The following is a 24,668-nucleotide window of genomic DNA, read 5'->3' as shown; positions in this document are numbered from 1 at the left end:
GACACTGCTGCCGCGGGCCACGGGCGGACCCTCCGCCCGCCGGTCCGGGGACGAGCGTCCCGGCCTCCGGAGCCGGGGCCCCCGGAGCCACACTGCGGCACCCGAGACGCCTCGGCCCGACGACCGGACGAGCCCGGCACGATCCGGAAGACAGGCCCCGACCTCGCACTACCGGCCCGGACGGACGGAATCCCACGCGTGACGGAGCATCCCACCTCCCACGAAGGCCGGCAGCCCCTCGCTGCCCGGCCTCAGGAGCGCACCCGGCCACGGCACGAGGCGGCCGCGCACTCGCCCACGCCGGCGGGCGGGAGCGTCCCCGCCCAGCAGCCGGTGCCGCCCTCTCCGGCGGCGCCGACGGCGTCCTCCGCCCCGATTCCGAAGCCGGCGGCAGCCGCGGCGGGCGCACCGGGGCCTCCACAGGATCCGGCCGGTGTCGCCCGGCGCGAGGGCGACCGCCTGCGCTTCGTGGGGGCCGCGACCCGGCGTATCGCGCGCGGGATAGACCTGGACGAGATCGTGCTGGGCCTGTGCCGGGCCACCGTGCCGACGTTCTCGGACGCGATCCTGGTCTATCTGCGCGACCCGCTGCCGGTCGGCGACGAGCGGCCCGTCGCACCGTTCGTGCTGCGGCTGCGGCGCACCGACCGGTTGCGTTTAACCGATGAGGACACCGAGAACTCGCTGGTCACCAACGCCATGCAGATGCCGGTGCTCAATCCGCAGGCGGATCTGCCCGCGGCGGAGCTGTGCGAGGTGCAGGCCGGTGGAGCGCTCGCGGAGGTGCTGCGGGGCGTACGGCCCGTGTTCGGCGACTCCGCCGCGGCTCGCGCCGCCCTGCCCGAGCTGCTCGGCGACGGCAAGACCGTGCCGACCGGCCACCGTGCGATCCTCGCGCCGCTGCGCGGCAGGCGCCGGGTCACCGGGGCGGCGATCTTCCTGCGCCGGCCCGACCGTCCGGCCTTCGAGCCGAACGACCTCCTGGTGGCCGCTCAGCTGGCGACTCACACCGCGCTCGGCATCGACAAAGCGGTGCTGTACGGCCGTGAGGCGTACATCGCCGACGAGCTGCAGCGCACCATGCTGCCCGAGGGCCTGCCGCAGCCGACCGGTGTGCGGCTCGCGTCCCGCTATCTCCCGGCGGCCGAGACCGCCCGGGTGGGCGGTGACTGGTACGACGCGATCCCGCTGCCCGGGAGCCGGGTGGCGCTGGTCGTCGGCGATGTGATGGGTCATTCGATGACCTCGGCCGCGATCATGGGCCAGCTGCGTACGACGGCCCAGACCCTCGCGGGTCTGGACCTGCCGCCGCAGGAGGTGCTGCACCACCTGGACGAGCAGGCCCAGCGTCTGGGCACCGACCGCATGGCGACCTGCCTGTACGCCGTCTACGACCCGGTCTCACACCGGATCACCATCGCCAACGCGGGCCATCCGCCGCCGATACTGCTGCATCTGGGCGGCCGGGCCGAGGTCCTCCGGGTGCCGCCCGGAGCGCCCATCGGTGTCGGCGGGGTCGACTTCGAAGCCGTCGAGCTGGACGCCCCGGCCGGGGCCACGCTGCTGCTCTACACGGACGGGCTCGTCGAGTCGCGGCTGCGGGACGTGTGGACGGGGATCGAACAGCTCAGGGAGCGGCTGGCCGCGACCGCGCAGCTCACCGGGCCCGATCATCCGCCGCCACTGGAGGCGCTCTGCGACGACGTCCTCGACGTGCTCGGACCGGGCGACCGGGACGACGACATCGCGCTGCTCGCCGCCCGCTTCGACGGGATCGCGCCGAGCGATGTCGCCTACTGGTTCCTCGAGCCCGAGGAGCAGGCGCCGGGGCGGGCCCGCCGGCTCGCCCGCAGGGCGCTGGCCCGCTGGGGTCTGGAGGAGCTGTCGGACTCGGTGGAGCTGCTGGTCAGCGAGGTGGTCACCAATGCCGTGCGTTATGCGGAGCGGCCGGTGACGCTACGTCTGCTGCGCACCGATGTGCTGCGCTGCGAGGTGGGCGACGACTCGCCGCAGTTGCCGCGGCAGCGCCGGGCGCGGGACACCGATGAGGGCGGACGCGGCTTGTTCCTGGTGAACAGGCTGGCCAGACGGTGGGGGGCGACCCGTCTGTCGACCGGCAAGGTGGTGTGGTTCGAGCTGCCGACCCGGGGCTGACGGCGGCGGCCCGGCCGTCCGGCACGGCACGCACGGATACGGACAGTGGGCGGGGCCCGGCGCGAATGCGCCGGGCCCCGCCCACTGTCCGGTCGGCTACCCCGTGGTGGGTGGCTTGCGACCACCGCCGGCCCCGGTGGTCACCCCTTCGGTCACACCGCTGTCCGTGCCGCCGTTGTCGGTGCCGGTACCGCCGTTGTCCGTACCGGTACCACCGTTGTCTGTTCCCGTGCCGCCGTTGTCGGTGCCGGTACCACCGTTGTCCGTACCGGTACCACCGTTGTCTGTTCCCGTGCCGCCGTTGTCGGTGCCGGTACCACCGTTGTCCGTACCGGTACCACCGTTGTCGGTACCCGTGCCGCCGTTGTCCGTACCGGCGTTGTCACCCGGCTTGCCCGGCTTGTTGCCGTCGCCGGGCTTGCGGTCCTTGTCCTTGTCCTTGTCCTTTTCCTTGTCGCGCTTGTCCTTGTCCGGCGACTCCGACGGCTTCTGGACGGGCTCCAGCGACGATTCCGGGACCTCCAGGTCGAACTTCTCCTCGGAGCCGCCGTCGAGCGCATCGGTCGTGTACTGCTGCCAGACCAGAGCCGGTACGCCACCGCCGTTGGCGCGGCCGTCGTTGACGGTGTCGGTCAGCGTGACCTGGCCCGTGCCGTCGGGCTTCTCGCCGAACAGGCCGACCGCGGTGACGAGCTCGGGTGTGTAGCCCACGAACCAGGCCGACTTGTTGTTCTCGGAGGTGCCGGTCTTGCCCGCGGCCTCGTAGTCGCCCTGGGCCCGGCTGCCCGAACCGTTCTTGACGACCCCGGTCATCGCCTTGGTGACACTGTCGGCCGCTTCCCGGCTGAGCACCCGCTCGCCGACCGCGTTCTCGATGTCGACCTTGCCACCGGGGTGTTCCTTGTTCTCGGCGGACTTCACGATCGACGGCGTGGTCTTCTTGCCGTGGTTGTCGAGGGTCGCGTAGGCCCCGGCCATGTCCCAGGTGGAGGCGCCCATCGTGCCGAGCGACATCGCGGGCCGCTCGGGCCAGCCGTCACCGTCCCGCATTCCCAGGGCGATCGCGGTCTTCTTCACCTTCGCCGGAGTGACGTCGACGATCATCTGGGCGTAGACCGAGTTCACCGACTGGTTCGTGGCCTCCTGGACGGTGATGTTGCCGTAGTCCTGGTCGTCCTCGTTCTCCGGGGAGAAGGCGGTGTCGCTGCCCTTGACGGGACGCTTGCTGGTGCCGTCGTAGATGCTGTTCAGCGTGATCTTGTCGCCGTCCTGGGTCTCGGCCCCGTTCTCCAGGGCGGAGGCGAGCACCACGGGCTTGAAGGTCGAAGCCGGCTGGTAGTCACGCCGGGTGGCGTTGGACAGCCAGTGCTGGGTGGCGCCGATGCCGCCGTACATCGCCACGACCGCGCCGGTCTTGGGGTCCACGGAGGTGGCGCCGGCCTGCACGGTCGCCTGGGCCTTCTTGCCCTTGCGGTCGAGCTTGGCCTCGAGTTGCTCGTTGACGGCCTTGGCGAGGACTTTCTGCTTCTCCTCGTCGATGTTGAGCGTGATGGTCCAGCCGCCGGCCTGGATCTGCTCGTCGGTGACGTTGTAGCGCTTCTCCAGCTCGGCCTTGGCCGCGGCGACGAGATAGCCGGTCTGGCCCTCCATGCCCGGTGCCGGCTTGGGCTCCTTGGGTACGGGGAACTTCTGGCCGGCGCGCTCGGAGGCGCTGAGCCACTTCTGCTCGACCATGTTGTCCAGGACGTAGTTCCAGCGCGCCGTCACCAGCTTCTTGCTGGCCGCGGAGGCGACCGCCCAGTCGTACTGGCTCGGGGCCTGCAGCACTGCGGCGAGATACGCGCCCTGAGCGACGGTCAGCTTGTCCGCGTCGACCCGGTAGTAGGCCTGCGCGGCGGCCTGGATGCCGTAGGCGCTGCGCCCGTAGTAACTGGTGTTGAGGTAACCGGCGAGGATCTGGTCCTTCTCCTCGTTCTGGTCCACCTTGAGCGCGATCACCAGCTCCTTGAGCTTGCGGGTGACCGTCTGATCCTGGTTCAGGTAGTAGTTCTTGACGTACTGCTGGGTGATCGTCGAACCGCCCTGCTTCCCCTTGCCGGTGAGGGTGTTGAACACGCCTCGGGCGGTCCCTCGCAGATCGACGCCGGAGTCCTCGTAGAAGGTCTTGTTCTCGGCGGCGACGAACGCCCTCTGGACGGGCCGGGGGATCCGTTCGATGTCGATGATCTCGCGGTTGACCTTGCCGGTGCGAGCGAGGATCTTCCCGTTGCTGTACTTGTAGATGTTGCTCTGAAGCTCGGCCTGGGCGTTCGCCTTGGGTACCGGGACCAGCCAGTAGACGACGAAGAACGCGGCCATCAGTGCGAGGCAGAGCCCGAGAAAGGTCCCGAGGAGTTTCCTCCAGGTGAAGAAGCGGCGTATGCCGCCCTTCTTCGTGTCCCGGCGCGCCTCACGCTGCCGGGAGCGTCGCGCATCCGCTCTGCCCATCGCCCCGTCCGTTCCACTCTTCTCGTCAGAAAATCAGCTCAGAAAGCTAACACCGCCGGTGCTGACAAAGGCTCCCTCATCCGGCCTTTTCCGGACGTGAGAATCAGCACCTGTCTCAGTGGAACCGACTCACAACCAGGGCGCAGGGTTGCCGTATCGGATAATGTGTAATCACATTGCTAGCGATCCCGGCCGCCCACGCGGCCGGTCGGACGGGGGGACGGACACACCCATGACCAGCACATCTCTACGCAACGACGTACCCGAGATGCCCGAGCCGCGGACCCGCGAGTTCACGGCCCACAGCATCGGCGGAGGACTCGCCCTGCTGCTCGGTCTCGTGGGCCTGGTGGCGGGAGTAGGCCTGATCGCGACCGGCGCCACGCTGGCGGGCACCGGGGCGAAGGTCACCCTGGCCGTTCTCGGCGTGGCCGTCGCGGCCGCATCCCTCCTCGCCATGGCGGGACTCAACATGGTGGCGCCGGGCGAGGCCCGGGTGGTCCAGCTCTTCGGGCGTTACCGGGGCACGATCCGCACGGACGGACTGCGCTGGGTCAACCCGCTGACCTCGCGCGAGAAGATCTCGACCCGGGTCCGCAACCACGAGACCGCGGTCCTCAAGGTCAACGACGCCTACGGCAACCCGATCGAACTCGCCGCGGTCGTCGTGTGGAAGGTCGAGGACACGGCACAAGCGCTGTTCGAGGTGGACGACTTCCTGGAGTTCGTGTCGACCCAGACCGAGGCGGCCGTGCGCCACATCGCCATCGAGTACCCGTACGACGCCCACGAGGAGGGCGACCTCTCGCTGCGCGGCAACGCCGAGGAGATCACCGAGAAGCTTGGGGCCGAGCTGCACGCACGCGTGGAGGCCGCCGGCGTACGGGTCATCGAGTCCCGCTTCACGCACCTCGCCTACGCACCCGAGATCGCCTCCGCGATGCTCCAGCGCCAGCAGGCCGGCGCGGTGGTCGCGGCACGCCGGCAGATCGTGGACGGCGCGGTCGGCATGGTGGAGGCGGCCCTGGCCAGGATCGGCGAAGAGGGCTTCGTCGAGCTGGACGAGGAGCGGAAGGCCGCCATGGTGTCGAATCTGATGGTGGTGCTGTGCGGGGACCGCGCCGCGCAGCCGGTGATCAACACAGGCCCCCTCTACCAGTGACCGGGCGCGGGCAGGACCGCAAGCAGGTGCTCCTGCGTCTGGATCCTGCGGTGTACGAGGCACTCGCCCGCTGGGCCTCCGACGAACTGCGCAGCGCCAACGCCCAGATCGAGTTCCTGCTGCGGCGCGCACTGTCGGATGCGGGTCGGCTGCCGGGCGGGGTCGGTCCGATCCCGCCCCGGGGGCGTCCGCCGAAGTCCGGGAACAGGCCCCAGCCGCCCGGACCACCGGAGCCGCCCGTTCCAAAGCGTGACAATCGGCCCTGACCTGCGACGACGGCCTCGCGAAGATCGACTCTACACAGCATGTATACACACGGCGTATACATGCTGTGTAGAGTCATCGGTATGTCCATCGGTCACACGCTCCTCGGGCTCCTGGAGTCCGGTCCACGCCACGGTTACGACCTCAAGCGCGCCTTCGACGAGAAGTTCGGCCACGACCGCCCCCTGCACTACGGGCAGGTCTACTCGACGATGTCGCGCCTGCTGAAGAACGGCCTCGTCGAGGTCGACGGCATCGAGGCCGGCGGCGGCCCCGAGCGCAAGCGGTACGCGATCACCGAGGCCGGCATCACGGATGTCGGCCGGTGGCTCGCCACACCCGAGAAGCCGGAGCCGTACCTCCAGTCGACCCTCTACACCAAGGTCGTCCTGGCACTGCTCACCGGCCGCGGTGCCGCCGAAATGCTCGACAACCAGCGCTCGGAGCATCTGCGGCTGATGCGCATCCTCACCGACCGCAAGCGCCGCGGCGATCTCGCCGACCAGCTCATCTGCGATCACGCGCTCTTCCACCTCGAGGCCGACCTGCGCTGGCTGGAGCTCACCGCCGCCCGTCTCGACCGGCTGGCGAAGGAGGTCACCGCATGACCCCCGCCGGTTCCCTCCTCGTGGCCGACGGCCTGCGCAAGGCGTACGGCCCCACTCACGCCCTCGACGGCGCGGACTTCTCCATCCACCCGGGCGAAGTCGTCGCCATCATGGGCCCCTCCGGCTCGGGCAAGTCGACCCTGCTGCACTGCCTGGCCGGGATCGTCCCGCCCGACGAGGGCACCATCACCTACAACGGCCGTGAGCTGTCGGCGATGAGCGACGCGGAGCGCAGCGCGCTGCGCCGCAGCGAGTTCGGCTTCGTCTTCCAGTTCGGCCAGTTGGTGCCCGAACTGACCTGTGCCGAGAACGTCGCTCTGCCGCTGCGGCTGAACGGCGCCAGGCGCAAGGAGGCCGAACGCACCGCGCTGGAATGGATGGAACGCGTCGAGGTCGCCGATCTCGCGGCCAAGCGCCCCGGAGAGGTCTCGGGCGGCCAGGGGCAGCGCGTCGCCGTCGCCCGCTCCCTCGTCACCAGCCCGCGGCTGCTCTTCGCGGACGAGCCGACCGGAGCACTCGACTCGCTCAACGGCGAGCGGGTGATGCAACTCCTCACGGACGCGGCCCGGTCCACCAACGCCGCCGTCGTCCTGGTCACCCACGAGGCACGGGTGGCCGCCTACTCCGACCGCGAGATCGTCGTACGCGACGGCAAGTCCCGGGACATGGAGCGGGCCATATGACCGCGAGGACCTGGATCCGCGATCTGCTCATGGGAGCGAGGTTCGCGGTCGGCGGCGGCCGGGAAGGGTGGACCCGCACCCTGCTCACCGGTGTCGGCGTGGGTCTCGGCGTGGCGCTGCTCCTGGTCACGACCTCGATCCCGAGTGCCATGTCGGCACGTGACGCGCGCGCCGACGCACGCAGCGACCAGACCGCGCCCACCGCCGAGGCTCCCGGACCGGGCACCCTGCTCACGGGCGAGGCCGACACCCGCTTCCGCGACCAGGAGGTCTACGGCAGGCTCCTCAAGCCGGAGGGGCCGGACGCACCCCTCCCGCCCGGGCTCCGGGAGTTCCCCGGTGACGGCGAGATGGCCGTTTCCCCCGCGCTCGACGCGCTGCTGAAGTCGAAGGAAGGCGCGCTGCTGCGGGAGCGCCTCGACCAGCGGGTCACCTCGGTCATCGGGGACGAGGGCCTGGTCGGCCCCGCCGACCTCGTCTACTACGCGGGCGACGACACCCTGAAGCAGGTGGACGGGAAGGTCTCCAGGGTCACCGGGTTCGACAACTCCGCGGAACAGGAGCCGCTGGACCCCGTCCTCACCCTGCTCATCCTGCTCGTGTTCGTCGCCCTGCTGATGCCCGTCGCCGTCTTCATCGCGGCCGCCGTGCGTTTCGGCGGTGAGCGCCGCGACCGCCGCCTCGCCGCGCTGCGACTGGTCGGTGCCGACGCCCGGATGACGCGCCGGATCGCGGCGGGTGAGGCGCTCGCAGGGTCCCTCGTGGGTCTGGCGCTGGGCGCCGGCTTCTTCGCCGTGGCCCGCCAGGCGGCGGCCGGGATCGACTGGTCCCGGGTGAGCGTCTTCCCCTCGGATCTCACCCCCTCGCCGTGGCTGGCGGTGCTCGTCGCCGTCGCCGTATCCGCGGCGGCGGTCATGGTGACGCTGTTCGCCCTGCGCAGCGTGGTGATCGAACCGCTGGGCGTGGTCCGCACGGCGAAGCCCCCGCGGCGGCGGATCGTGCTGCGGCTGGTGCCGCCGGTCGCCGGGGTGGCCCTGCTGTATCCGATGGTCGGACAGGGCAACGACAACGGAGAGTTCAGCCAGTGGCAGGTCATCGGCGGAGTGGTGCTGCTGCTGATCGGTATCACCGCGCTGCTGCCGTGGCTGGTCGAGACCGTCGTCTCGGGCCTCGGCGGAGCCGGTCCTGTCGCCTGGCAACTGGCCGTCCGGCGCCTGCAGATGAACAGCGGGGCCGCTGCCCGGCTGGTGAACGGGATCGGTGTCGCCGTCGCCGGAGCGATCGCGCTGCAGATGCTGTTCGCGGGCGTCGAGAGCGCGTACACCAAGAACACCGGCGCCGACCCGAACCGCGCGGCGATCGACGTGAGGGTTCCGTCCGCAACCGGGGCCGCCGCCCGCAGCGATGCCATCGCCCGGCGGATCGGACAGACCAGGGGGGTGGCCAAGGCGACCTCGATCATCATGGCCGAGGCCGCCACCACCCCGAAGGCCCCAGGGAAGGCCGCCACCATGACCGTCGGCGGCTGCGCGGCACTGCGCGAGCTCGCGACGCTCCCGTCCTGCAAGGACGGTGACACCTTCGTGCTGACGGGCGGCCTCGTTCCCCAGGACGAGGCTCTCGGCTGGCCCGGCAGGAAGCTGTACGTGGGGCGGCTCTACGGCGATGAGGACCACGACCCGATCGCGTGGACGCTGCCCGCGTCCACGAAGAAGGTCACGAGCCGCAAGGACCCGACCGGCGTCGCGCGCAGCGGCATCCTCGCCACGACCGGCGCGGCGCCGCGGGGCCTCGGCTCGGACGAGTCCGCGACCATCTACGTCCAGCTGGACCGGTCGGTGCCGGACGCCATCGAGCACGCGCGTACGGCCATCCTCAAGACCGATCCGATGATGACGACGTTCCACCTGCAGACCTCGTCCCAGTCCGCACGATTCGCCTCGATCCGCACCGGTCTCTTCGTCGGGGCGGCCTGCGTCCTGCTGCTGATCGGCGCAAGCCTGCTGGTCTCCCAGCTTGAGCAGCTGCGCGAACGCAAGAAGCTGCTCTCGGCGCTGGTGGCCTTCGGCACCCGCCGCTCGACGCTGAGTCTCTCGGTACTGTGGCAGACGACCGTCCCGGTCGCGCTCGGTCTGTTCCTGTCCACGGCCGTGGGCGTGGCGCTGGGCGCGGTGCTCCTGAAGATGGTCGCGGCGCCGGTGGCGGTCGACTGGGCGACGGTGGGGACGATGGCGGGGATCGGCGCCGGAGTCGTGCTGCTGGTGACGCTGCTCAGTCTGCCGCCCCTGCTGCGGATGATGCGGCCGGAGGGACTGCGCACCGAGTGACCCGGTCGCCGTCCCGTACGACCCGCACCGGGAGGTCCGTCAGGGCCTCCCGGAGCGCTGCCGCGAACTCCTCGAACTCGCCCTGGCGGGCCGCTCCCGAGCGCATCGCCAGGGCGATCCTGCGGGTCGGGGCGGGTTCGGCGAAGTATCCCGTGACCAGGCGGTCGTTACGGCCGGTCTCCACCCGCAGGGCGGTGCGCGGCAGCAGCGTCACCCCGAGACCGCCCGCGACCAGCTGCACCAGCGTGGACAGTCCGGCCGCTGTGGTGGTGACGGGGGCGCCCTCGGTACGGCCTGCCTCACGGCAGATGTCGAGGGCCTGGTCGCGCAGGCAGTGGCCCTCGTCGAGCAGCAGCAGCGGAAGCTCCTTCAGTGCCTCACGGGGAATGTCATGGCGCCCGCCGAGCCAGTGCTCCTGCGGTGTGACCAGGACGAAGTCCTCGTCGAACAGCGGCAGTTCGGCAACTCCCGGCACTCCGAGGGGGACGGCGAGCAGCAGCAGGTCCAGCCGTCCGGCGCCGAGCCCCTCCAGCAGGGACGAGGTCTGCTCCTCGTGCACCTGGAGGTCGAGCGAGGGATAGCGCTCGTGCACCAGCCGCAGCACGGCCGGCAGCAGATAGGGAGCCACCGTCGGGATCACCCCGAGCCGGAGCACCCCGGTGAACGGCGCCCGTGCCGCCTCGGCCTCCTCGAGCAGCTCGCCGACCGCGGCGAGGACCGCCTTGGCCCGGACCGCCAGCCGCTCACCGGCGGGAGACAGCAGCACCTTCCGGGTCGTACGCTCCAGCAGCTGGACACCGAGTGCCTCCTCCAGGGCCGAAACTGCCCCGGACAGTGCCGGCTGGCTCATCCCGATCGCGGCGGCCGCGTCACGGAAGTGCAGATGCTCGGCCACGGCCGCGAAGGCGCGCAACTGCGACAGACTGGGCTGTTTGCCCCGGTTCACTCCGTTCACGACCGCCGCCACCGTCTCATCACCACTTCATCGTTCACCACTGATAAGCACCTCCGATCACGGCGACCGAGTCTAGCTATTTCTTTGATCAATGCACTCTGTGCCAGGGTGGAGATCCGTCCAACCCCACGGAGCCCCCACAAGGGGCCTCCCACTGCAAGGAGAGCGCGTGCTCACTGTCGGTGACCAGTTCCCCACCTTCGAACTGACCGCCTGCGTCTCGCTGGAGAGCGGCAAGGAGTTCGAGCAGATCACCCACAAGTCCTACGAGGGCAAGTGGAAGGTGGTCTTCGCGTGGCCCAAGGACTTCACCTTCGTCTGCCCCACCGAGATCGCCGCGTTCGGCAAGCTGAACGACGAGTTCGCCGACCGTGACGCCCAGATCCTCGGCTTCTCCGGCGACTCCGAGTTCGTCCACCACGCCTGGCGCAAGGACCACGCCGACCTGCGTGACCTGCCCTTCCCGATGATGGCCGACTCCAGGCACGAGCTGATGCGCGACCTCGGCATCGAAGGCGAGGACGGCTTCGCCCAGCGCGCCGTCTTCATCGTCGACCCGAACAACGAGATCCAGTTCACGATGGTGACCGCCGGCTCCGTCGGCCGTAACCCCAAGGAGGTCCTGCGGGTCCTCGACGCCCTGCAGACCGACGAGCTCTGCCCCTGCAACTGGACCAAGGGCGAGAACACCCTCGACGCGGTCAAGCTGCTGGCCGGTGAGTGAGCATGGCTCTCGATGAGCTGAAGTCCGCACTGCCGGACTACGCCAAGGACCTCAAGCTGAACCTCGGCTCGGTCATCGGCAACAGCGACCTTCCGCAGCAGCAGCTCTGGGGCACGGTCCTGGCCTGCGCGATCGCGTCGCGCTCGTCGATCGTGCTGCGCGAGCTGGAGCCGGAGGCGAAGGCCAACCTGTCCGCCGAGGCGTACACGGCCGCCAAGTCTGCCGCCGCGATCATGGCGATGAACAACGTCTTCTACCGGACCCGGCACCTGCTGTCGGATCCCGAGTACGGGACGCTGCGCGCCGGTCTGCGGATGAACGTCATCGGCAACCCCGGTGTCGAGAAGATCGACTTCGAGCTGTGGTCACTCGCGGTCTCCGCGGTCAACGGCTGCGGCCAGTGCCTCGACTCGCACGAGCAGGTGCTCCGCAAGGCGGGCGTCGAGCGCGACGTCATCCAGGAGGCCTTCAAGATCGCCTCGGTGATCCAGGCGGTCGGCACGACCCTGGAGGCCGAAGCCGTCCTGGGCGGCTGAGACTCCGGAAGTTTCACACGGGGCGCCCCCGACCGGCTTCGAGCCGGCGGGGGCGCCCTGTTGTGTACGGCGTCGAGGGGCGGGAGCGGCGTGGCGGCTCGGCCCTCGGGGAGGTGTCGGTCACCCGTGCGATTGCCGCTCACTCTATCGGGCGTATTGCCGGACTTCTCCCCCGGAGCCGTTCGCCTGCCTACGATGATGCTCTCGACACCAGCCCTCAGGAGGCGCGATGTCTGCCGCAGCAATCGAGCCCATGCCTTGCGACGACGAGCCGCCGACCCTGCTCGAAACAGCCAACGCGCTGTCGGAGCAGCACCCCGGCTACCGCGTCGAGATCATCGGAGGAGTCATCACCGTGGCCCCGCCCGCAGACGCCGCGCACGCACGCACACTGACCAGGCTTATGCGCCCGTTTCTCGCGGCAGGTCTCGGCGAGGGCCGGAGCGAGGTCCTCCAGGGGATCGGTCTCTGGCTGCCGACCGGCCCCGAGGACTACGCCATCCCCGACCTTGTGGTGGTCGACGCGGACGTCGAGGAGCACGCCGCGGAGAACAACTGCTACGACCCGGTCTGCTTCCGCCTCGTCCTGGAAGTCACCTCCAGCAACTACAACAGCGACCTCAAGAACAAGGTGGCCGCCTATGCCGGCGCCGCCATCCCGGTCTATGTGATCGTCGACCGCAAGAACGACCGGATCCACGTACTCACGGACCCCGTCCCGGGCGAGGCCGCCTACGGGAGCCACACGCTCCACGCCCGGGGACAGCACGTCACTCTGCCCGACTCCATCGGCGCCAAGGTCACCCTCGATGTCACCGAGTTGCTGCGGGCGGGCGAGCGCATGCCCCGGGAAGCCACGCCTGATGCCGGTGCGGAAGAACCGGGGGTGGAGTAGCCGCCGTTCAGCGGACCGCCGTCGGTTCCGGCTCCGGGATCACCGCTCCCCTTCCTGCCCGGGGGGCGGCGTCGGCGCCACGTCGATCACGGTCGCGCCGTGCGGCGCGGGGCCGATCAGCCCCGTCCTCGCCTGGCTGTAACTGCGCAGATAGGTGACGACGGTGTTGGTGACGGCGACCAGCGGCACAGCCACGACCGCGCCGCCGATGCCCGCCGTCAGACCGCCGGCGGCGACGGCGAGGACCACTGCGAGCGGATGGACCCGCACGGCTCGGCCGAGGATGAACGGCTGCAGTACGTGCCCCTCGATCTGCTGGACGGCCAGCACCACCAGAAGGACCATCAGCGCGGTGAACACGCCCTGGGTGACCAGCGCCACGATGACCGCGAGCGCGCCGGACACGACCGCCCCCACAAGGGGGATGAACGAGAACAGGAAGATGAAGACCGCCAGGGGCACTGCGAGCGGCACGTCCAGGAAGTAGATGCCGAGGCCGATGAAGATCGCGTCGATCAGAGCCACCACCACCGTGCCCCGCACATACGCCGTCAGCGTCCGCCATGCGCGCGGACCGGCACCTGCGACACCCGGGCGGGCCTGGGTGGGCACCAGCTTGAGGGACCACTGCCAGATCCGCTTCCCGTCGTAGAGCAGGAAGAGCGTCGAGAACATCGCCAGCAGCATCCCGGTGAGGATCTCGACCATCACGCTCACCCCCTGGAGCCCTGCGGAGGTGATCTCCTCGGTGTTGGTGCCGATGGTGTTCTGGAGGTTCTGGGCGATGTCGTTGATCTGCTGCTCGGTCACATGGAACGGACTGTTGAGCAGCCAGTGCTTGAGCTCCTCGATACCGTCCTTGACCCGGTCGGCGAGATTGTCCAGGTTGTCCAGCACCTGCCACACCACGAACCAGCCGACCAGACCCATGACGACGAATCCGAGGACGGCGGTCACGGCGGTGGCGAGGCCGCGCGGCAGACCGATCCTCCTGAGGCGGCCCACGGTGGGCTGCAGCAGCGCGGTGATCAGCAGGGCGGCGACGAACGCCAGCACCACCAGCTGGACCGCGCTGATCACCCGCATCAGCACCCAGAGGGTCCCGGCGAGCACCAGCAGCCGCCAGCCGGCCTCGGCCGCGACGCGCATCCCCCAGGGGATGGCCGCGACGGGGTCGGGGTCGGCGGCGACGGCGGGGGCGTACGACGGTGGCGGCGGGACCAGATCCTTGGACGGTTGTGGAGCCGACGGCCTGGCAGGCGGCTGCTCGGGGGCGGTGGCACCGTTCTCGTCGTCGGCACCGCCGAGGGCCTCGGCCCGTCGCTCCTCCAGCCGTTCTCCCCATCGGGTCAGACCGGTACCGACCTGGCGCAGCCACCCTGGCATTCTCGACATGTCGCTTCCCTCTCCCCCCGGGGTCCGTCACGACCGTACACGCACGAAACCCCCCACCGTGGACGGCGGGGGGCTCGGGATGTGCAACTGCCGCGTGCCGGAGCCCGGGTGCGGCGGTGTGCCGGGTACTGGCCTAGTACCAGTTGTTGGCCTGCCAGAACGCCCAGGCGCCACAGGGGCCGCCGTAGCGCTCGTTCATGTAGCCGAGGCCCCACTTGATCTGGGTGGCCGGGTTGGTCTGCCAGTCGGCTCCGGACTTGGCCATCTTGGAGCCGGGGTTGGCCTGGACCAAGCCGTAGGCGTCGGAGCCGGGGTTGTCGGCGCGGTAGTTCCAGCTGGACTCGTGGTCCACGATGTTGCTGAAGCACTGGAACTGGTCGCCGGGCACCATCTGCCGGGCGATCGCCTGGACGTCGGCAACGCTGTACGACGACTTCGTGGCGAAGCTGGAGGCGTCACGGACCGCGGAGCGGCTGGCGCGCTCGGCCTTCTCCTCGGCCTCGCGGGCCTTGTCCTCGGCGGCTTCCTTCTTCGCCTCGGCGTCCTTGGCGGCCTGGACACGAGCCGCTTCCTCGACGGACTTCTTCGCAGCCGCGTCCGCGGCAGCGGCCTGTGCATCGGCCTGCTGCGTCAGAGAGGCGACCTGAACCTGGGCCTGCTGACCGACGGGGATGTCCGCGAGCAGCGTCGCGTCTGCGGCGGTTGCCTCGAAGTCGCTGTTCGCGGTCTGCGAAGCTCCCGAAGCCACGCCCACGACGGCGCCGACGGTGGTGACCGCAGTGGCGGATGCCACCGCGAATCCCCGGACCGAGATCCGGCTCACACGCTTTCCTTCCAGCAGCACCCGCACAGGTGACCTCGCGAGCGCAATCGTGCCCCTGACACTGGCACCCCTACTTACTAGGTCACGGGGGGCACGGGCCCGGTGGGCAACTCCCCTGCGGGGAGCGCCACGTGGTGCTCGGGCGGCATACGGCGGCGTCTGTTGAGTTGTGTGGTGCCACATCCCTGAGGATGCAGGTGTGCCGCATGCGGGGCCTGACGGAAGCAAGACTCTGCCGGAAGGCGAGGGCGCAAGGCAATTCCTCGTTACGTGTGAAAGCTCACACGTCGTTTGCCTCAGGGGTTTTACGGAAACCGGCGCGCAGCACAGCGCCGCCCGGCTAAGCTCCTTCGCTTCGCCGGGCGGCGCCAACTCTTCCGCGAGGACGGCCGGGTCGCACTCTGACGGATTACTCCACAATCCGTCAGATTCGACCAGTTCCCGTCATACTCGGCCGAACTCTAACGAGGCCAGTCCAGATCTGACAGATCTCGCCAGACCCCTTAAATCGGCCCATCTTCGAGCATTTCGGTCACCAGGGCGGCGATCTGCGACCGCTCGGAGCGGGTGAGCGTGACATGGGCGAACAGCGGATGCCCCTTCAGCTTCTCCACGACGGCGACGACTCCGTCATAGCGACCCACGCGCAGATTGTCCCGTTGCGCCACGTCATGCGTGAGGACCACACGGGAGTTCGCCCCGATCCTGGACAGAACGGTCAGCAGGACGTTCCGCTCCAGCGACTGGGCCTCGTCGACGATGACGAAGGCGTCATGCAGTGACCGCCCGCGGATATGGGTGAGCGGCAGCACCTCGAGCATGCCGCGGCCGAGGACCTCCTCAATGACTTCACGGCCGGCCACCGCGGAGAGCGTGTCGAAGACCGCCTGGGCCCAGGGGCTCATCTTCTCCGCCTCGGTACCCGGCAGGTACCCGAGCTCCTGCCCGCCGACCGCGTACAGCGGCCGGAAGACCATCACCTTCTGGTGGTGCCTGCGCTCGAGGACCGCCTCGAGGCCGGCGCAGAGCGCCAGCGCGGACTTGCCGGTGCCGGCCCGGCCGCCCATCGAGACGATGCCGACCTCCGGGTCGAGCAGCAGATCGAGGGCGATGCGCTGCTCTGCGCTGCGGCCGCGGATGCCGAAGGCCTCGCGGTCACCCCGTACCAGACGGATGTTCCCCTCGGAGGTGATGCGGCCGAGGGCCTTGCCGCCCTCGGACTGGAGGACGAGACCGGTGTGGACGGGAAGCTCGGCGACCTCGGGGACGTACAGCGTCTCCTCTTCATAGAGGATGTCCACCTGTTCGGCCGAAAGGGCCAGTTCGGACATTCCGGTCCAGCCGGAGTCCGTGATGGCGAGCTCCGCCCGGTATTCCTCGGCGAGCAGACCGACGGACGAGGCCTTGATCCGCAGGGGCAGGTCCTTGGAGACGACGGTGACGTCGTACCCCTCGGCCTGGAGATTGCGGGCCACGGCGAGGATCCGCGAGTCGTTGTCCCCCAGTCGGTAGCCGGCGGGGAGCACCCCCGGATCCGAGTGGTTGAGCTCCACGCGCAGGGTGCCGCCGAGGTCCCCCATGGGGATCGGGGCATCCAGCCGGCCGTACCGGACGCGGCAGTCGTCCAGCAGGCGCAGGGCCTGCCGGGCGAAGTACCCGAGCTCCGGATGGTGCCTCTTGGCCTCCAGTTCGGTGACCACGACGATCGGGAGCACGACCTCGTGCTCGTCGAACCGGGCCACGGCATTCGGGTCGGCCAGCAGGACGCTGGTGTCGAGAACGTAAGTGCGCCTGTCGGGCATGCGGCGCTTAGTGCTGTTCACCACGGAAGGACGTACCCCCTCGGCTGAGATCGGGGTGCGACGACGTCGCGCGCTTGAGGTCTCCCCATCCCCAGACCGGTCCGGGGCCTTCGCGCCGCGGTGCGGCCGTCGGGCTCCTCGCCGGAAAGGCAGAGGACGGAGCCGGTATCCGGCCGCGATGCACGGGCCGGGCACCGGCCCTCCGTTCCTTCCGTGCCGAACGCACGGTCGTCCTGGCGCAAAGGGCCTCCCGGGCGAGCGGCTCGGTGCCACTCGCAGTAGAACGGCATCCGGCCGGTTGTCCGGATGTCGACCTGCAGGGGATATTCCCTCGAACAAGCACAGCCATGCCATGGCATATGACGACGCGTCGATGAACAGGCGATGACCATGACAGCGCGGCCCGGGAAGTACAGGCCGGACCGCCCCGCGGGCGGAACGCCCGCTGACGGTCCCCGGCGGGAAACCGCCGTTGGACGAGTGGCCCGGGGGCCTGCCGGGAGACCGGGCCACCCATGGTCCGGGAGTGCCGCGTCCCCATGGCCCGCGAGAGCGGACCGGTCGAACAAATCGGCCACAACTCGGCAAAGTCACAACAAAGGCGGTCGATTTCGCGACCATTGAGCCGTTCGGGCGACGCCGATCGTGAACGGGCGGGGCCCGTTAGGGGGTTTCTGATGGATCTCCGTGGCGTCGCGACGCCCGGCCCTCACTCTCGCCGCACCGGCCGAAAGCCCAAGTACGTCCAGTACGAGGGCTCCCAGCCGGCACCCCGAGAGCACGCACCGAACGCCGCTCCTTCCTCCACGGAGACCCATCAGAAACCCCCTAGGCCGTCCGTGTGCCGGGGGCTCCGGTCGGTGGCGGCACTCCGGTCGGACACGGGGCGCTCGCGCCGGGTGGAGCAGGCCCGCCGGCGCTCCGGTCAGCTGCCGTAGCGGCGGTGACGGGCCGCGTAGTCGCGCAGGGCGCGCAGGAAGTCGACCTTGCGGAAGGCGGGCCAGAAGACTTCGCAGAAGTAGTACTCGGAGTGGGCGCTCTGCCAGAGCATGAAGCCCGAGAGCCGCTGCTCGCCACTGGTACGGATCACCAGGTCCGGGTCGGGCTGGCCCCGGGTGTAGAGGTGGGAGGCGATGAGATCCGTGTCGACGATCTCCGCGAGCTCCTCGAAGGTCGTGCCCTTGGCCGCGTGTTCCGTCAGCAGGGAGCGGACCGCGTCGGCGATCTCCTGGCGCCCGCCGTAGCCGACGGCGACGTTGACGAGTATGCCCTTGTTGCCGGCGGTGGTCTGCTGGGCTTCCTTCAGCACCGCCTGGGTGCGGGCAGGCAGCAGGTCCAGGGTGCCGACGTGGTGCACCCGCCAGCGGCCGTCCGCGGCGAGCCCGCGGACCGCGTTCTCGATGATGCCCAGAAGCGGGACCAGCTCCTCCTCGGGGCGGTCCAGGTTGTCGGTGGACAGCATCCAGAGGGTGACGACCTCGACATCGGTCTCGGCGCACCACCCGAGCAGCTCGTGGATCTTGTTCGCGCCGGCCTTGTGGCCCTGCTCGGTCGTGCCGCCGGACGCCTTCGCCCAGCGGCGGTTGCCGTCCAGGATGACGCCGATGTGCTTGGGCACCTGGGCGTGGTCGAGGCGGCCTTCCACCCGGCGCGCGTAGAGCCCGTACACCAGGTCGCGCAAGTTCACGTAGTCCACCCTCTCGGTTCCGTCCGGGCCGGCGCCATCCCTCATGGGGTCCGGCCCGCCGCGCAGCGACGCCTCTCACGTGCTGTGGCTGCCCCCGGCGTCGCCACACTACTGGGCACCGGCCACGGGGGCCCAACCCGGTCTGTCACAAGTCCGTGATAAGCAGAGAAGCGTGAACGATTCCCCCCATTACCGCGCCGCCGCGAGCCGCTATGACTCGATGGAGTACCGCCGCAGCGGCCGCAGCGGGCTCAAGCTCCCCGCGATCTCCCTCGGTCTGTGGCACAACTTCGGCGACGACCGCACGCTCGAGTCACAGCGCGCCATCCTGCGCCGCGCCTTCGATCTGGGGGTGACGCATTTCGACCTGGCGAACAACTACGGTCCCCCGCCGGGTTCCGCCGAGCTGAACTTCGGCAGGATCTTCGCCCGGGACTTCGCTCCGTACCGGGACGAGCTGATCGTGTCGACCAAGGCCGGCTATCTCATGCACCCCGGTCCCTACGGCGAGTGGGGGTCCCGCAAGTATCTGCTGTCGTCGCTCGACGCCTCGCTGCGGCGGATGGGCCTCGACTACGTCGACATCTTCTACTCGCACCGCTTCGACCCCCACACCCCGCTCGAGGAGACGATGGGCGCGCTGGCGTCCGCCGTCCAGCAGGGCAAGGCGCTGTACGCCGGAGTGTCCTCCTACAACGCGGAGCAGACCGCGGATGCCGCGCGACTGCTGAGGGAGATGGGCGTACCGGCCCTCATCCACCAGCCCTCCTACTCGATGATCAACCGCTGGATCGAGGACGACGGGCTGCTCGACGTCCTCGAGGGCGCCGGCATGGGCTGCATCTCCTTCGCTCCGCTCGCCCAGGGGCTGCTCACCAGCAAGTACCTGACCGGCATCCCGGAGGGCTCGCGTGCTTCGCAGGGCAAGTCCCTCGACCCGGGCCTCCTCTCGGAGGAGGTGCTGCGCAGGCTCCGGGGCCTGAACGAGATCGCCCAGCGCCGGGGGCAGTCACCGGCCCAGCTGGCGCTGGCCTGGGTGCTGCGTGATCCGCGCATGACGTCCGCGCTGATCGGCGCGAGCAGCGTACGGCAGCTCGAGGAGAACATGGCGGCGCTCGCCGCGCCCCCGCTGTCGGCGGAGGAGCTGGCGGAGATCGACACCTTCGCGGTGGACACCGCCGGCACGAACATCTGGGCCGCCCGGAGCTGACCGGTCGCGGGCAAAGAAAAACGGGCCGGTCCGTGGGGGGGATACGGACCGGCCCGAGGGGGGGTTTCCACCATAACCCTTCGTAAGGGCTGGTGCGTGCCGCGGCATGCCACAACTACTCTCCGAAAGCGCCGGACTGCGCTGCGGAGACGGGAATCCCCCGCTGATACGGCCCGGCGCCCGGGCTCCTGCCGCACCCGGACGTGGGGGCGGCTACTCCCGATGGGGGACCCGCGGTGGCGGGCGCGCTGTTGACGAGCCGGCCGGACCGGCGCTCGGACTGGCGTTCACGAGCGGCGCAGCAGGGTGATCCCGTCCCGCTCGGCGACGACCTCGTAGCCGTACGAGCGCCTGGCCGCGTCCAGCTCCGCCATTTGCTGCTCGAGCGGATAGGGCCAGTGGCCCGTCTTGTAGGGCCAGGCCTCCGGTGCCCTGCGGTCATGGATGATCCACTCCGCCGTGGGCCGGGGCAGCCGCTTCTTCTCGTACTCGTAGAGATGCCCCTCGACCGGCCAGGTCGGGAAGATCACCACCTGGCAGCGCGAAGTGAGCTGGGGCACCAGACGGTTGGACGCCGCGACCGTCGCGCCGTCCGGGATGCGCCGGAGCAGCGCCTGCGCGGCGTCGATGTGCGGGGTGGTGCGCCAGGTGGTTCGCTGCGCCAGCTGGGCGAGGGGGAAGGAGGGCAGCATCACCACCGTCACGGCGATGACGGTCAGCAGCGTGGCACGGACATGGCGCGCCGCGAGCGGATCGCCGGACGCGGCCCGGTAGCGGGCGAGGGCGTCGATGAGCCCCGCGCAGACGACGGGCATCAGCACGGCGCTGTAGTGGAAGGCCGTACCCCAGTGGAAGGCATTGTCCGACAGCATCCGCCAGCCCAGCGTCGGCACGGCGATCAGCGCGAGCGGTGAGCGCAGGGCGACGAGCGCGCTCGGCGCGAGGACCAGCACGAGGGTCATGGCCTTGATGTCGGGACGGAGCGCGTCCAGTGGGGCGAAGGCGACCGTGGCGAGGAGTGAGCCGTGCGCCTCGGACAGATTGGCACCGTGCGCGTATCCGCCGCCCGGGTTGAACGCCGGAAGCAGCAGCTTGATCTCGATCGCGCTGCCGATCAGCCCGGCCGCGGCGGTCAGGATGCCGAGCCTGCGCGGGCCCTTCCAGGCGATGTACCCGCCGATCGCGGCGAGCGTCAGCCCGAGGTCCTCCTTCACCAGCAGCAGCGGTGCCGCCCAGGCGACCGCATGCCGCCAGCGTCGCTGCCCGAGTGCCTCCAGGGCGAAGGAGAGCAACGGGACGGCGAGTGCCACCTCGTGGAAGTCGAAGGCCGCGGCCGATGCGATGCCCCAGCTCGCTCCGTAGGCGAAGGCGACGACGTGCGCGGCGCGACGTCCGAGCGCACGGGCGGCCCAGCGGGCGAGCGGGACGACGGCGACGGCGAGCAGCGCGGACTGCGCGAGGAGCAGACAGAGCGGGGACGGCCAGACCCGGTACAGCGGGGCGAGCACCGCGATCAGCGGATGGAAGTGGTCGCCGAGCAGATTGAAGCCGTCGCCCCGCAGCGGGACGACGGGGGCCTCCAGATGGGCGTAGGCGCGTACGGCCTGCTCGAAGATGCCGAGGTCGTAGCCGGTCGTACGCAGCAGCTGGTGCCGGCGCACGGAGACGGTCGCATAGAGGAGGAACAGCGCCGCCGCCCATGCCCAGCCGAGGAGGGCGGCGGAGCGGCCGGTGCGGGGCTGTGCGGGGGGAGCCTGGATCGTCTGCGTATACGCGGGCAGAGCCGTCGTATTGGCGAAGAATGTCCGCATACGCCCGCATGCTAGACGGCATGGCCTGCTGCACGGCCTGCCGCGCTGTCCCGATGGCCAGACGTCTCCCCCTGGTGGCGGCCACGGGTCGACGGCGCCCTCGCGGCGGGACGGTCGCCAGCGTCGTTGCCGTTGCCGTCGCCCCAGGGCCTATGCCGCCACGGCTCCCAGCAGCAGACCGATCAGAGTTCCCCCGATCATGAAGGGGCCGAACGGGATCGCCGACCTACGGCTCGCCCGGCGCAGCAGGACCAGCCCCAGGCCGTACGCCGCCCCGAGCACGAACCCGGCGAAGGCGCCGGCGAACAGCACGTCCCAGCCGTACCAACCGAGGGCGATCCCCAGCGCGACCGCGAGCTTCACGTCCCCGAACCCCATGCCGGCGGGGTTGATCAGGAAGAGGACGAAGTACGCCCCGCCGAGCACGAGTCCGCCGAGCAGCGCCGTCGGCCACGACCCTGCGGCGCCGGGGACCAGCGCGGCGCCTCCGAGCAGCACGGCGGCCGCGGCCGCGAGGGGCAGCGTCAGGGGGTCCGGCAGCCGGTGGACACGGCGGTCGACGAGCGCGAGCAGCATGGCGACGGGCGTGAGCAGCACCCATACGGCCGTTTCGGGTCGCACCCCGGAGGCGGCCGCGAGCACAAGACAGACGAGCGCGGTGACGACGGGCACGGCGAGGGAGGCGCGGTACGGCACGGGGGCGCGCTCACCGCTGCCGGGCGCACCGGGGGCGTGGGAAACCGCCCCGGGCGCCGGGCCCGCCGTCGCGGGCACCGCCGCCGCGCAGTCCGGGCACCGGGCCGTGCCGAGCCAGCCGCGCATCGGTCCCGTGATCGCGTGCCCGGACGGACATGCCCCGCGCCAAGGCTCCTCCGGTTCGACCGACAGCCGGTACGCGGCGCGCGGGACCAGCGTCCCTGACGCGGCTCCCCAGAGCCCGGCGGCGGCGGTCGTCGCGGCGTAGCCGATGTCCATGCGGTGAGCCTAAGGGCTGTCCCGCAATACCCGGCAGACCAGCGCGCGGCGTCAGATGCGGTGCATCGCAAGGCGGTGGGGGTACCCCCGGCCGGAGGCTGGGGGAGGTCACCCCAATACTGGGCGTATTGGGGTGATTCGACAACGCAGCGTGGGGGTGCCTCCCAGCGGTAGCTGGGGGAGTGCCGTAGCTGTCGTCGCGCGCCTGGCGGGTATTGCGGGACAGCCCTTAGAGGGTTCATGTGCGGATACGGTCTACGCCCATGGGCATCTGGCGTGACGGGAAAGGCGAGTTGAGGATCCCGGGCCGCGACACCCCGGTGGACCTGGTGATCGCGGCGTCGTACCGGGCACGGGCCCGTGGTCTGCTGGGCAGGGACGGCATCGACGGGGCGATCATGCTGACCCCGTGCAACAGCGTGCATACGTTCCGGATGCGGTTCACGATCGATGTGGCTTATCTGGACCGGCAGTTGCGCGTCGTCGCGGTACGGACGATGAAGCCGGGGCGGCTCGGCCTGCTGCGGCCGCGAGCCCGTCATGTGCTGGAGGCGGAGGCCGGGGCGATGGAACGCTGGGAGGTGCGGCCGGGCGTCCGCCTCACGATCGACGCGTAGAGCGCAGAGCGGGGATCGGTATCGCGGTGCGTTACGGGGGGCCCGAACCCAGGAGGGTGAGCGCTCCGTACAGACCGGAGGCGACGGCGAGCAGCCCCAGCACGATCACGGACGACCGGGGCCGGACCCTGGCCAGCGCCACGGCCGCGGGGAGCAGAAGCGGAAAGGCCGGCATGATCAGGCGCGGCCGGGACCCGAAGTACGCGGCCCCGATGAGGGAGATCACGACGATGCCGATGCCGTAGACCAGCACCGGCAGCGGCTGCCTCTGCCGCACGCATAGCCAGACGACCCAGCCGAGCAGCCCGAGCACGGCGATCAGGCCCACTCCGGCGAGCGGCTGGGGCCCGGTCAGCTGCTGACCGGCGAAGCGGGCAAGGGCGACACCCCCGTCGATGTTGTTGCCCCATGCCGCCTGGATCTCGAAGTACGCGGTAGGGCTGCCCTCACGTACGGCCACGAAGATCACGTACCCGAGCCAGCCGAGCGGTGCGAGCAGCACCCCCACAGCGAGCCGCCAGGTGAGCCCGGCGCGCAGGCCGGTACGGACCAGGTGCGCGATCGCGGTGATCCCGACGGCCGCGACGAGGGCCGCGGCGGAGGGCCGGGTGAGACCGGCGAGCGCGCAGAGCGCACCGGCGGTGATCCAGCGCCCGGTGAGCAGCGCGTACAGCGACCATGCGGCGAACGCGGTGAACAGCGTCTCCGTGTACGCCATCGACTGCACGAATGCCGTCGGGTACACGCCCCACAGCACCGCCAGCAGCACCCCGGCCCGCTGCCCGGCGATATGTGCCCCGACGGCGTAGATGCCCCACGCGGCGGCGAACGCGGCGACCCAGGCGATCACCAGCCCGGCGGTCGCCGCGTCGACGAGCGGCGCGATCCCGGAGAAGCCGCGCTCCAGGGCGGGGAGCAGGGGAAAGAAGGCCAGGTCCGAGTGGATGCTTCCGTCGGGGAGCGTCACCTCGTACCCGTAGCCGTGCTCGGCGATCCGGACGTACCAGACGGCGTCCCAGCGGCCCTTCAGCCGGTGCAGCCCGTCCTTTCCGGTGGCCGTCGCGGCGATGGCGAGGATCACCATGCCGGCCAGCCGGACCGCCGCGTACCCGAGGAGCGCGGGGACGGCGGGCCGGTCGCGTAGCCGGGCGGACAGAGCTCTGAGCTGCTGGGACATGCGGTCGATTATGGCCGCCCGGCGGCTGCGCTCCCCGAGCCGGGTGAAGGCCCGGCCGTCCCTCGCACCATCCGCTCGAGCGGGTCGGCCGCCCGGCCGGTGCGAGCGGCCTTGGGCCCGGGGGCCCACGCGATGCCGGTACGCCATCAATCCACCCCAGGCACGGGGCTTGGCAGGGGCACCGCAATTGGGCCCGGATTTGGGGCCGAGGACCCACGCCACCGCGCGCCCGCGCTCGTACGCTCGCGCCGCGCGCAGACAGCGCACGCACCGGGCGCGGACGGAAGCGAGCACACACGCCCGCATACACGCACACACACGGGCTGCGCGGAGCTCACCCGGAGAACGCGGTCCGCACCGCGGGGCGCAGCGCACG

Annotated in this window: 20 protein-coding genes; 11 read left to right on the top strand and 9 right to left on the bottom strand. The window is 70.5% G+C overall.

The window, feature by feature from the left end; all coding sequences use genetic code 11:
* The first annotated feature begins 198 nt into the window (after positions 1-198).
* The gene (locus ACTWOL_RS24135; protein WP_474298860.1) at positions 199-2,154 is read left to right on the top strand and encodes a SpoIIE family protein phosphatase; all 1,956 of its coding nucleotides are present in this window, start codon (positions 199-201) and stop codon (positions 2,152-2,154) included.
* Between the two features lie 96 nt (positions 2,155-2,250).
* Here ACTWOL_RS24135 and ACTWOL_RS24130 read toward each other — a convergent pair whose 3' ends face one another.
* Positions 2,251-4,641 carry a transglycosylase domain-containing protein gene (locus ACTWOL_RS24130; protein WP_474298859.1) on the bottom strand — a complete coding sequence of 797 codons (2,391 nt, stop codon included), beginning with the start codon at positions 4,639-4,641 and terminating at the stop codon, positions 2,251-2,253.
* A 232-nt stretch (positions 4,642-4,873) separates the two neighbouring features.
* On the opposite strand from ACTWOL_RS24130, the gene ACTWOL_RS24125 reads away from it, so the two are divergent.
* The 5 genes from ACTWOL_RS24125 to ACTWOL_RS24105 all read left to right on the top strand — a co-directional run bounded on the left by ACTWOL_RS24125 (position 4,874) and on the right by ACTWOL_RS24105 (position 9,685).
* Complete coding sequence (locus tag ACTWOL_RS24125) at positions 4,874-5,803, top strand: SPFH domain-containing protein (RefSeq protein ID WP_474298858.1); 930 nt, start codon at positions 4,874-4,876, stop codon at positions 5,801-5,803.
* Positions 5,800-6,069 carry a type II toxin-antitoxin system antitoxin gene (locus ACTWOL_RS24120; RefSeq protein ID WP_474298857.1) on the top strand — a complete coding sequence of 90 codons (270 nt, stop codon included), beginning with the start codon at positions 5,800-5,802 and terminating at the stop codon, positions 6,067-6,069. The genes ACTWOL_RS24125 and ACTWOL_RS24120 overlap by 4 nt, the downstream gene beginning before the upstream one ends.
* A gap of 81 nt (positions 6,070-6,150) precedes the next feature.
* Positions 6,151-6,675 (top strand): PadR family transcriptional regulator, encoded by a 525-nt coding sequence (locus ACTWOL_RS24115; RefSeq protein WP_474298856.1) that lies wholly within the window; start codon positions 6,151-6,153, stop codon positions 6,673-6,675.
* Entirely contained in the window at positions 6,672-7,358 is a 687-nt protein-coding gene (locus ACTWOL_RS24110; RefSeq protein WP_474298855.1) for an ABC transporter ATP-binding protein, read from the top strand. The genes ACTWOL_RS24115 and ACTWOL_RS24110 overlap by 4 nt, the downstream gene beginning before the upstream one ends.
* Entirely contained in the window at positions 7,355-9,685 is a 2,331-nt protein-coding gene (locus tag ACTWOL_RS24105) for an ABC transporter permease (RefSeq protein ID WP_474298854.1), read from the top strand. Before ACTWOL_RS24110 ends, ACTWOL_RS24105 begins: the two co-directional genes overlap by 4 nt.
* Here the strand turns inward: ACTWOL_RS24105 and ACTWOL_RS24100 are convergent.
* Positions 9,630-10,640, bottom strand: a complete 1,011-nt coding sequence (locus ACTWOL_RS24100) for a hydrogen peroxide-inducible genes activator (protein WP_474298853.1) — start codon at positions 10,638-10,640, stop codon at positions 9,630-9,632. The two genes, ACTWOL_RS24105 and ACTWOL_RS24100, sit on opposite strands and share 56 nt — an antisense overlap.
* 169 nt (positions 10,641-10,809) lie before the next feature.
* Between ACTWOL_RS24100 and ACTWOL_RS24095 the strand changes: the two genes are divergently transcribed.
* From ACTWOL_RS24095 to ACTWOL_RS24085, 3 genes are all read left to right on the top strand, one after another.
* Positions 10,810-11,364, top strand: a complete 555-nt coding sequence (locus ACTWOL_RS24095; protein ID WP_474298852.1) for a peroxiredoxin — start codon at positions 10,810-10,812, stop codon at positions 11,362-11,364.
* 2 nt (positions 11,365-11,366) lie between these two features.
* Positions 11,367-11,900 (top strand): alkyl hydroperoxide reductase, encoded by a 534-nt coding sequence (locus tag ACTWOL_RS24090; RefSeq protein ID WP_474298851.1) that lies wholly within the window; start codon positions 11,367-11,369, stop codon positions 11,898-11,900.
* Positions 11,901-12,129: 229 nt separating this feature from the next.
* Entirely contained in the window at positions 12,130-12,795 is a 666-nt protein-coding gene (locus ACTWOL_RS24085; RefSeq protein ID WP_474298850.1) for a Uma2 family endonuclease, read from the top strand.
* Between the two features lie 39 nt (positions 12,796-12,834).
* Here the strand turns inward: ACTWOL_RS24085 and ACTWOL_RS24080 are convergent, their stop codons facing one another.
* From ACTWOL_RS24080 to ACTWOL_RS24065, 4 genes are all read right to left on the bottom strand, one after another.
* Positions 12,835-14,190 carry an AI-2E family transporter gene (locus ACTWOL_RS24080; protein WP_474298848.1) on the bottom strand — a complete coding sequence of 452 codons (1,356 nt, stop codon included), beginning with the start codon at positions 14,188-14,190 and terminating at the stop codon, positions 12,835-12,837.
* A gap of 133 nt (positions 14,191-14,323) precedes the next feature.
* Positions 14,324-15,013, bottom strand: coding sequence for an aggregation-promoting factor C-terminal-like domain-containing protein (locus ACTWOL_RS24075; RefSeq protein WP_474298847.1), 690 nt, complete (start codon positions 15,011-15,013; stop codon positions 14,324-14,326).
* Positions 15,014-15,516: 503 nt separating this feature from the next.
* Positions 15,517-16,815, bottom strand: coding sequence for a PhoH family protein (locus tag ACTWOL_RS24070; RefSeq protein WP_474298846.1), 1,299 nt, complete (start codon positions 16,813-16,815; stop codon positions 15,517-15,519).
* 925 nt (positions 16,816-17,740) lie between these two features.
* Positions 17,741-18,502 (bottom strand): isoprenyl transferase, encoded by a 762-nt coding sequence (locus ACTWOL_RS24065; protein WP_474298845.1) that lies wholly within the window; start codon positions 18,500-18,502, stop codon positions 17,741-17,743.
* Between the two features lie 172 nt (positions 18,503-18,674).
* Here ACTWOL_RS24065 and mgrA point away from each other — a divergent pair, with 172 nt between their 5' ends.
* A complete protein-coding gene (gene mgrA / locus ACTWOL_RS24060) occupies positions 18,675-19,712 on the top strand; it encodes an L-glyceraldehyde 3-phosphate reductase (protein WP_474298844.1) in 1,038 nt (345 codons plus the stop codon).
* Positions 19,713-19,999: 287 nt separating this feature from the next.
* On the opposite strand, the gene ACTWOL_RS24055 is transcribed toward mgrA, so the two are convergent.
* Together ACTWOL_RS24055 and ACTWOL_RS24050 are read right to left on the bottom strand one after the other, a co-directional pair.
* Positions 20,000-21,523, bottom strand: a complete 1,524-nt coding sequence (locus tag ACTWOL_RS24055; RefSeq protein WP_474298842.1) for a DUF2079 domain-containing protein — start codon at positions 21,521-21,523, stop codon at positions 20,000-20,002.
* A 150-nt stretch (positions 21,524-21,673) separates the two neighbouring features.
* Positions 21,674-22,498, bottom strand: coding sequence for a prepilin peptidase (locus ACTWOL_RS24050; RefSeq protein WP_474298841.1), 825 nt, complete (start codon positions 22,496-22,498; stop codon positions 21,674-21,676).
* Between the two features lie 263 nt (positions 22,499-22,761).
* Here ACTWOL_RS24050 and ACTWOL_RS24045 point away from each other — a divergent pair, with 263 nt between their 5' ends.
* Entirely contained in the window at positions 22,762-23,115 is a 354-nt protein-coding gene (locus ACTWOL_RS24045) for a DUF192 domain-containing protein (protein ID WP_474298840.1), read from the top strand.
* A gap of 31 nt (positions 23,116-23,146) precedes the next feature.
* Here ACTWOL_RS24045 and ACTWOL_RS24040 read toward each other — a convergent pair whose 3' ends face one another.
* Positions 23,147-24,292, bottom strand: coding sequence for a mannosyltransferase family protein (locus ACTWOL_RS24040; protein WP_474298839.1), 1,146 nt, complete (start codon positions 24,290-24,292; stop codon positions 23,147-23,149).
* Positions 24,293-24,668: the final 376 nt, after the last annotated feature.

Source organism: Micromonospora sp. IBHARD003 (assembly GCF_056106285.1).
The sequence above is the reverse complement of the archived record's forward strand: the minus strand, read 5'-3'. Positions and strand labels throughout refer to the sequence as shown.

Bases quoted from the DNA above. Each gene is read 5' to 3' on its own strand.
- ACTWOL_RS24130 (WP_474298859.1), bottom strand. From the start codon at position 4,641: ATGGGCAGAGCGGATGCGCGACGCTCCCGGCAGCGTGAGGCGCGCCGG.
- ACTWOL_RS24125 (WP_474298858.1), top strand. From the start codon at position 4,874: ATGACCAGCACATCTCTACGCAACGACGTACCCGAGATGCCCGAGCCG.
- ACTWOL_RS24115 (WP_474298856.1), top strand. From the start codon at position 6,151: ATGTCCATCGGTCACACGCTCCTCGGGCTCCTGGAGTCCGGTCCACGC.
- ACTWOL_RS24110 (WP_474298855.1), top strand. From the start codon at position 6,672: ATGACCCCCGCCGGTTCCCTCCTCGTGGCCGACGGCCTGCGCAAGGCG.
- ACTWOL_RS24105 (WP_474298854.1), top strand. From the start codon at position 7,355: ATGACCGCGAGGACCTGGATCCGCGATCTGCTCATGGGAGCGAGGTTC.
- ACTWOL_RS24090 (WP_474298851.1), top strand. From the start codon at position 11,367: ATGGCTCTCGATGAGCTGAAGTCCGCACTGCCGGACTACGCCAAGGAC.
- ACTWOL_RS24085 (WP_474298850.1), top strand. From the start codon at position 12,130: ATGTCTGCCGCAGCAATCGAGCCCATGCCTTGCGACGACGAGCCGCCG.
- ACTWOL_RS24080 (WP_474298848.1), bottom strand. From the start codon at position 14,190: ATGTCGAGAATGCCAGGGTGGCTGCGCCAGGTCGGTACCGGTCTGACC.
- ACTWOL_RS24070 (WP_474298846.1), bottom strand. From the start codon at position 16,815: ATGCCCGACAGGCGCACTTACGTTCTCGACACCAGCGTCCTGCTGGCC.
- ACTWOL_RS24055 (WP_474298842.1), bottom strand. From the start codon at position 21,523: ATGCGGACATTCTTCGCCAATACGACGGCTCTGCCCGCGTATACGCAG.
- ACTWOL_RS24050 (WP_474298841.1), bottom strand. From the start codon at position 22,498: ATGGACATCGGCTACGCCGCGACGACCGCCGCCGCCGGGCTCTGGGGA.
- ACTWOL_RS24045 (WP_474298840.1), top strand. From the start codon at position 22,762: ATGGGCATCTGGCGTGACGGGAAAGGCGAGTTGAGGATCCCGGGCCGC.
- ACTWOL_RS24040 (WP_474298839.1), bottom strand. From the start codon at position 24,292: ATGTCCCAGCAGCTCAGAGCTCTGTCCGCCCGGCTACGCGACCGGCCC.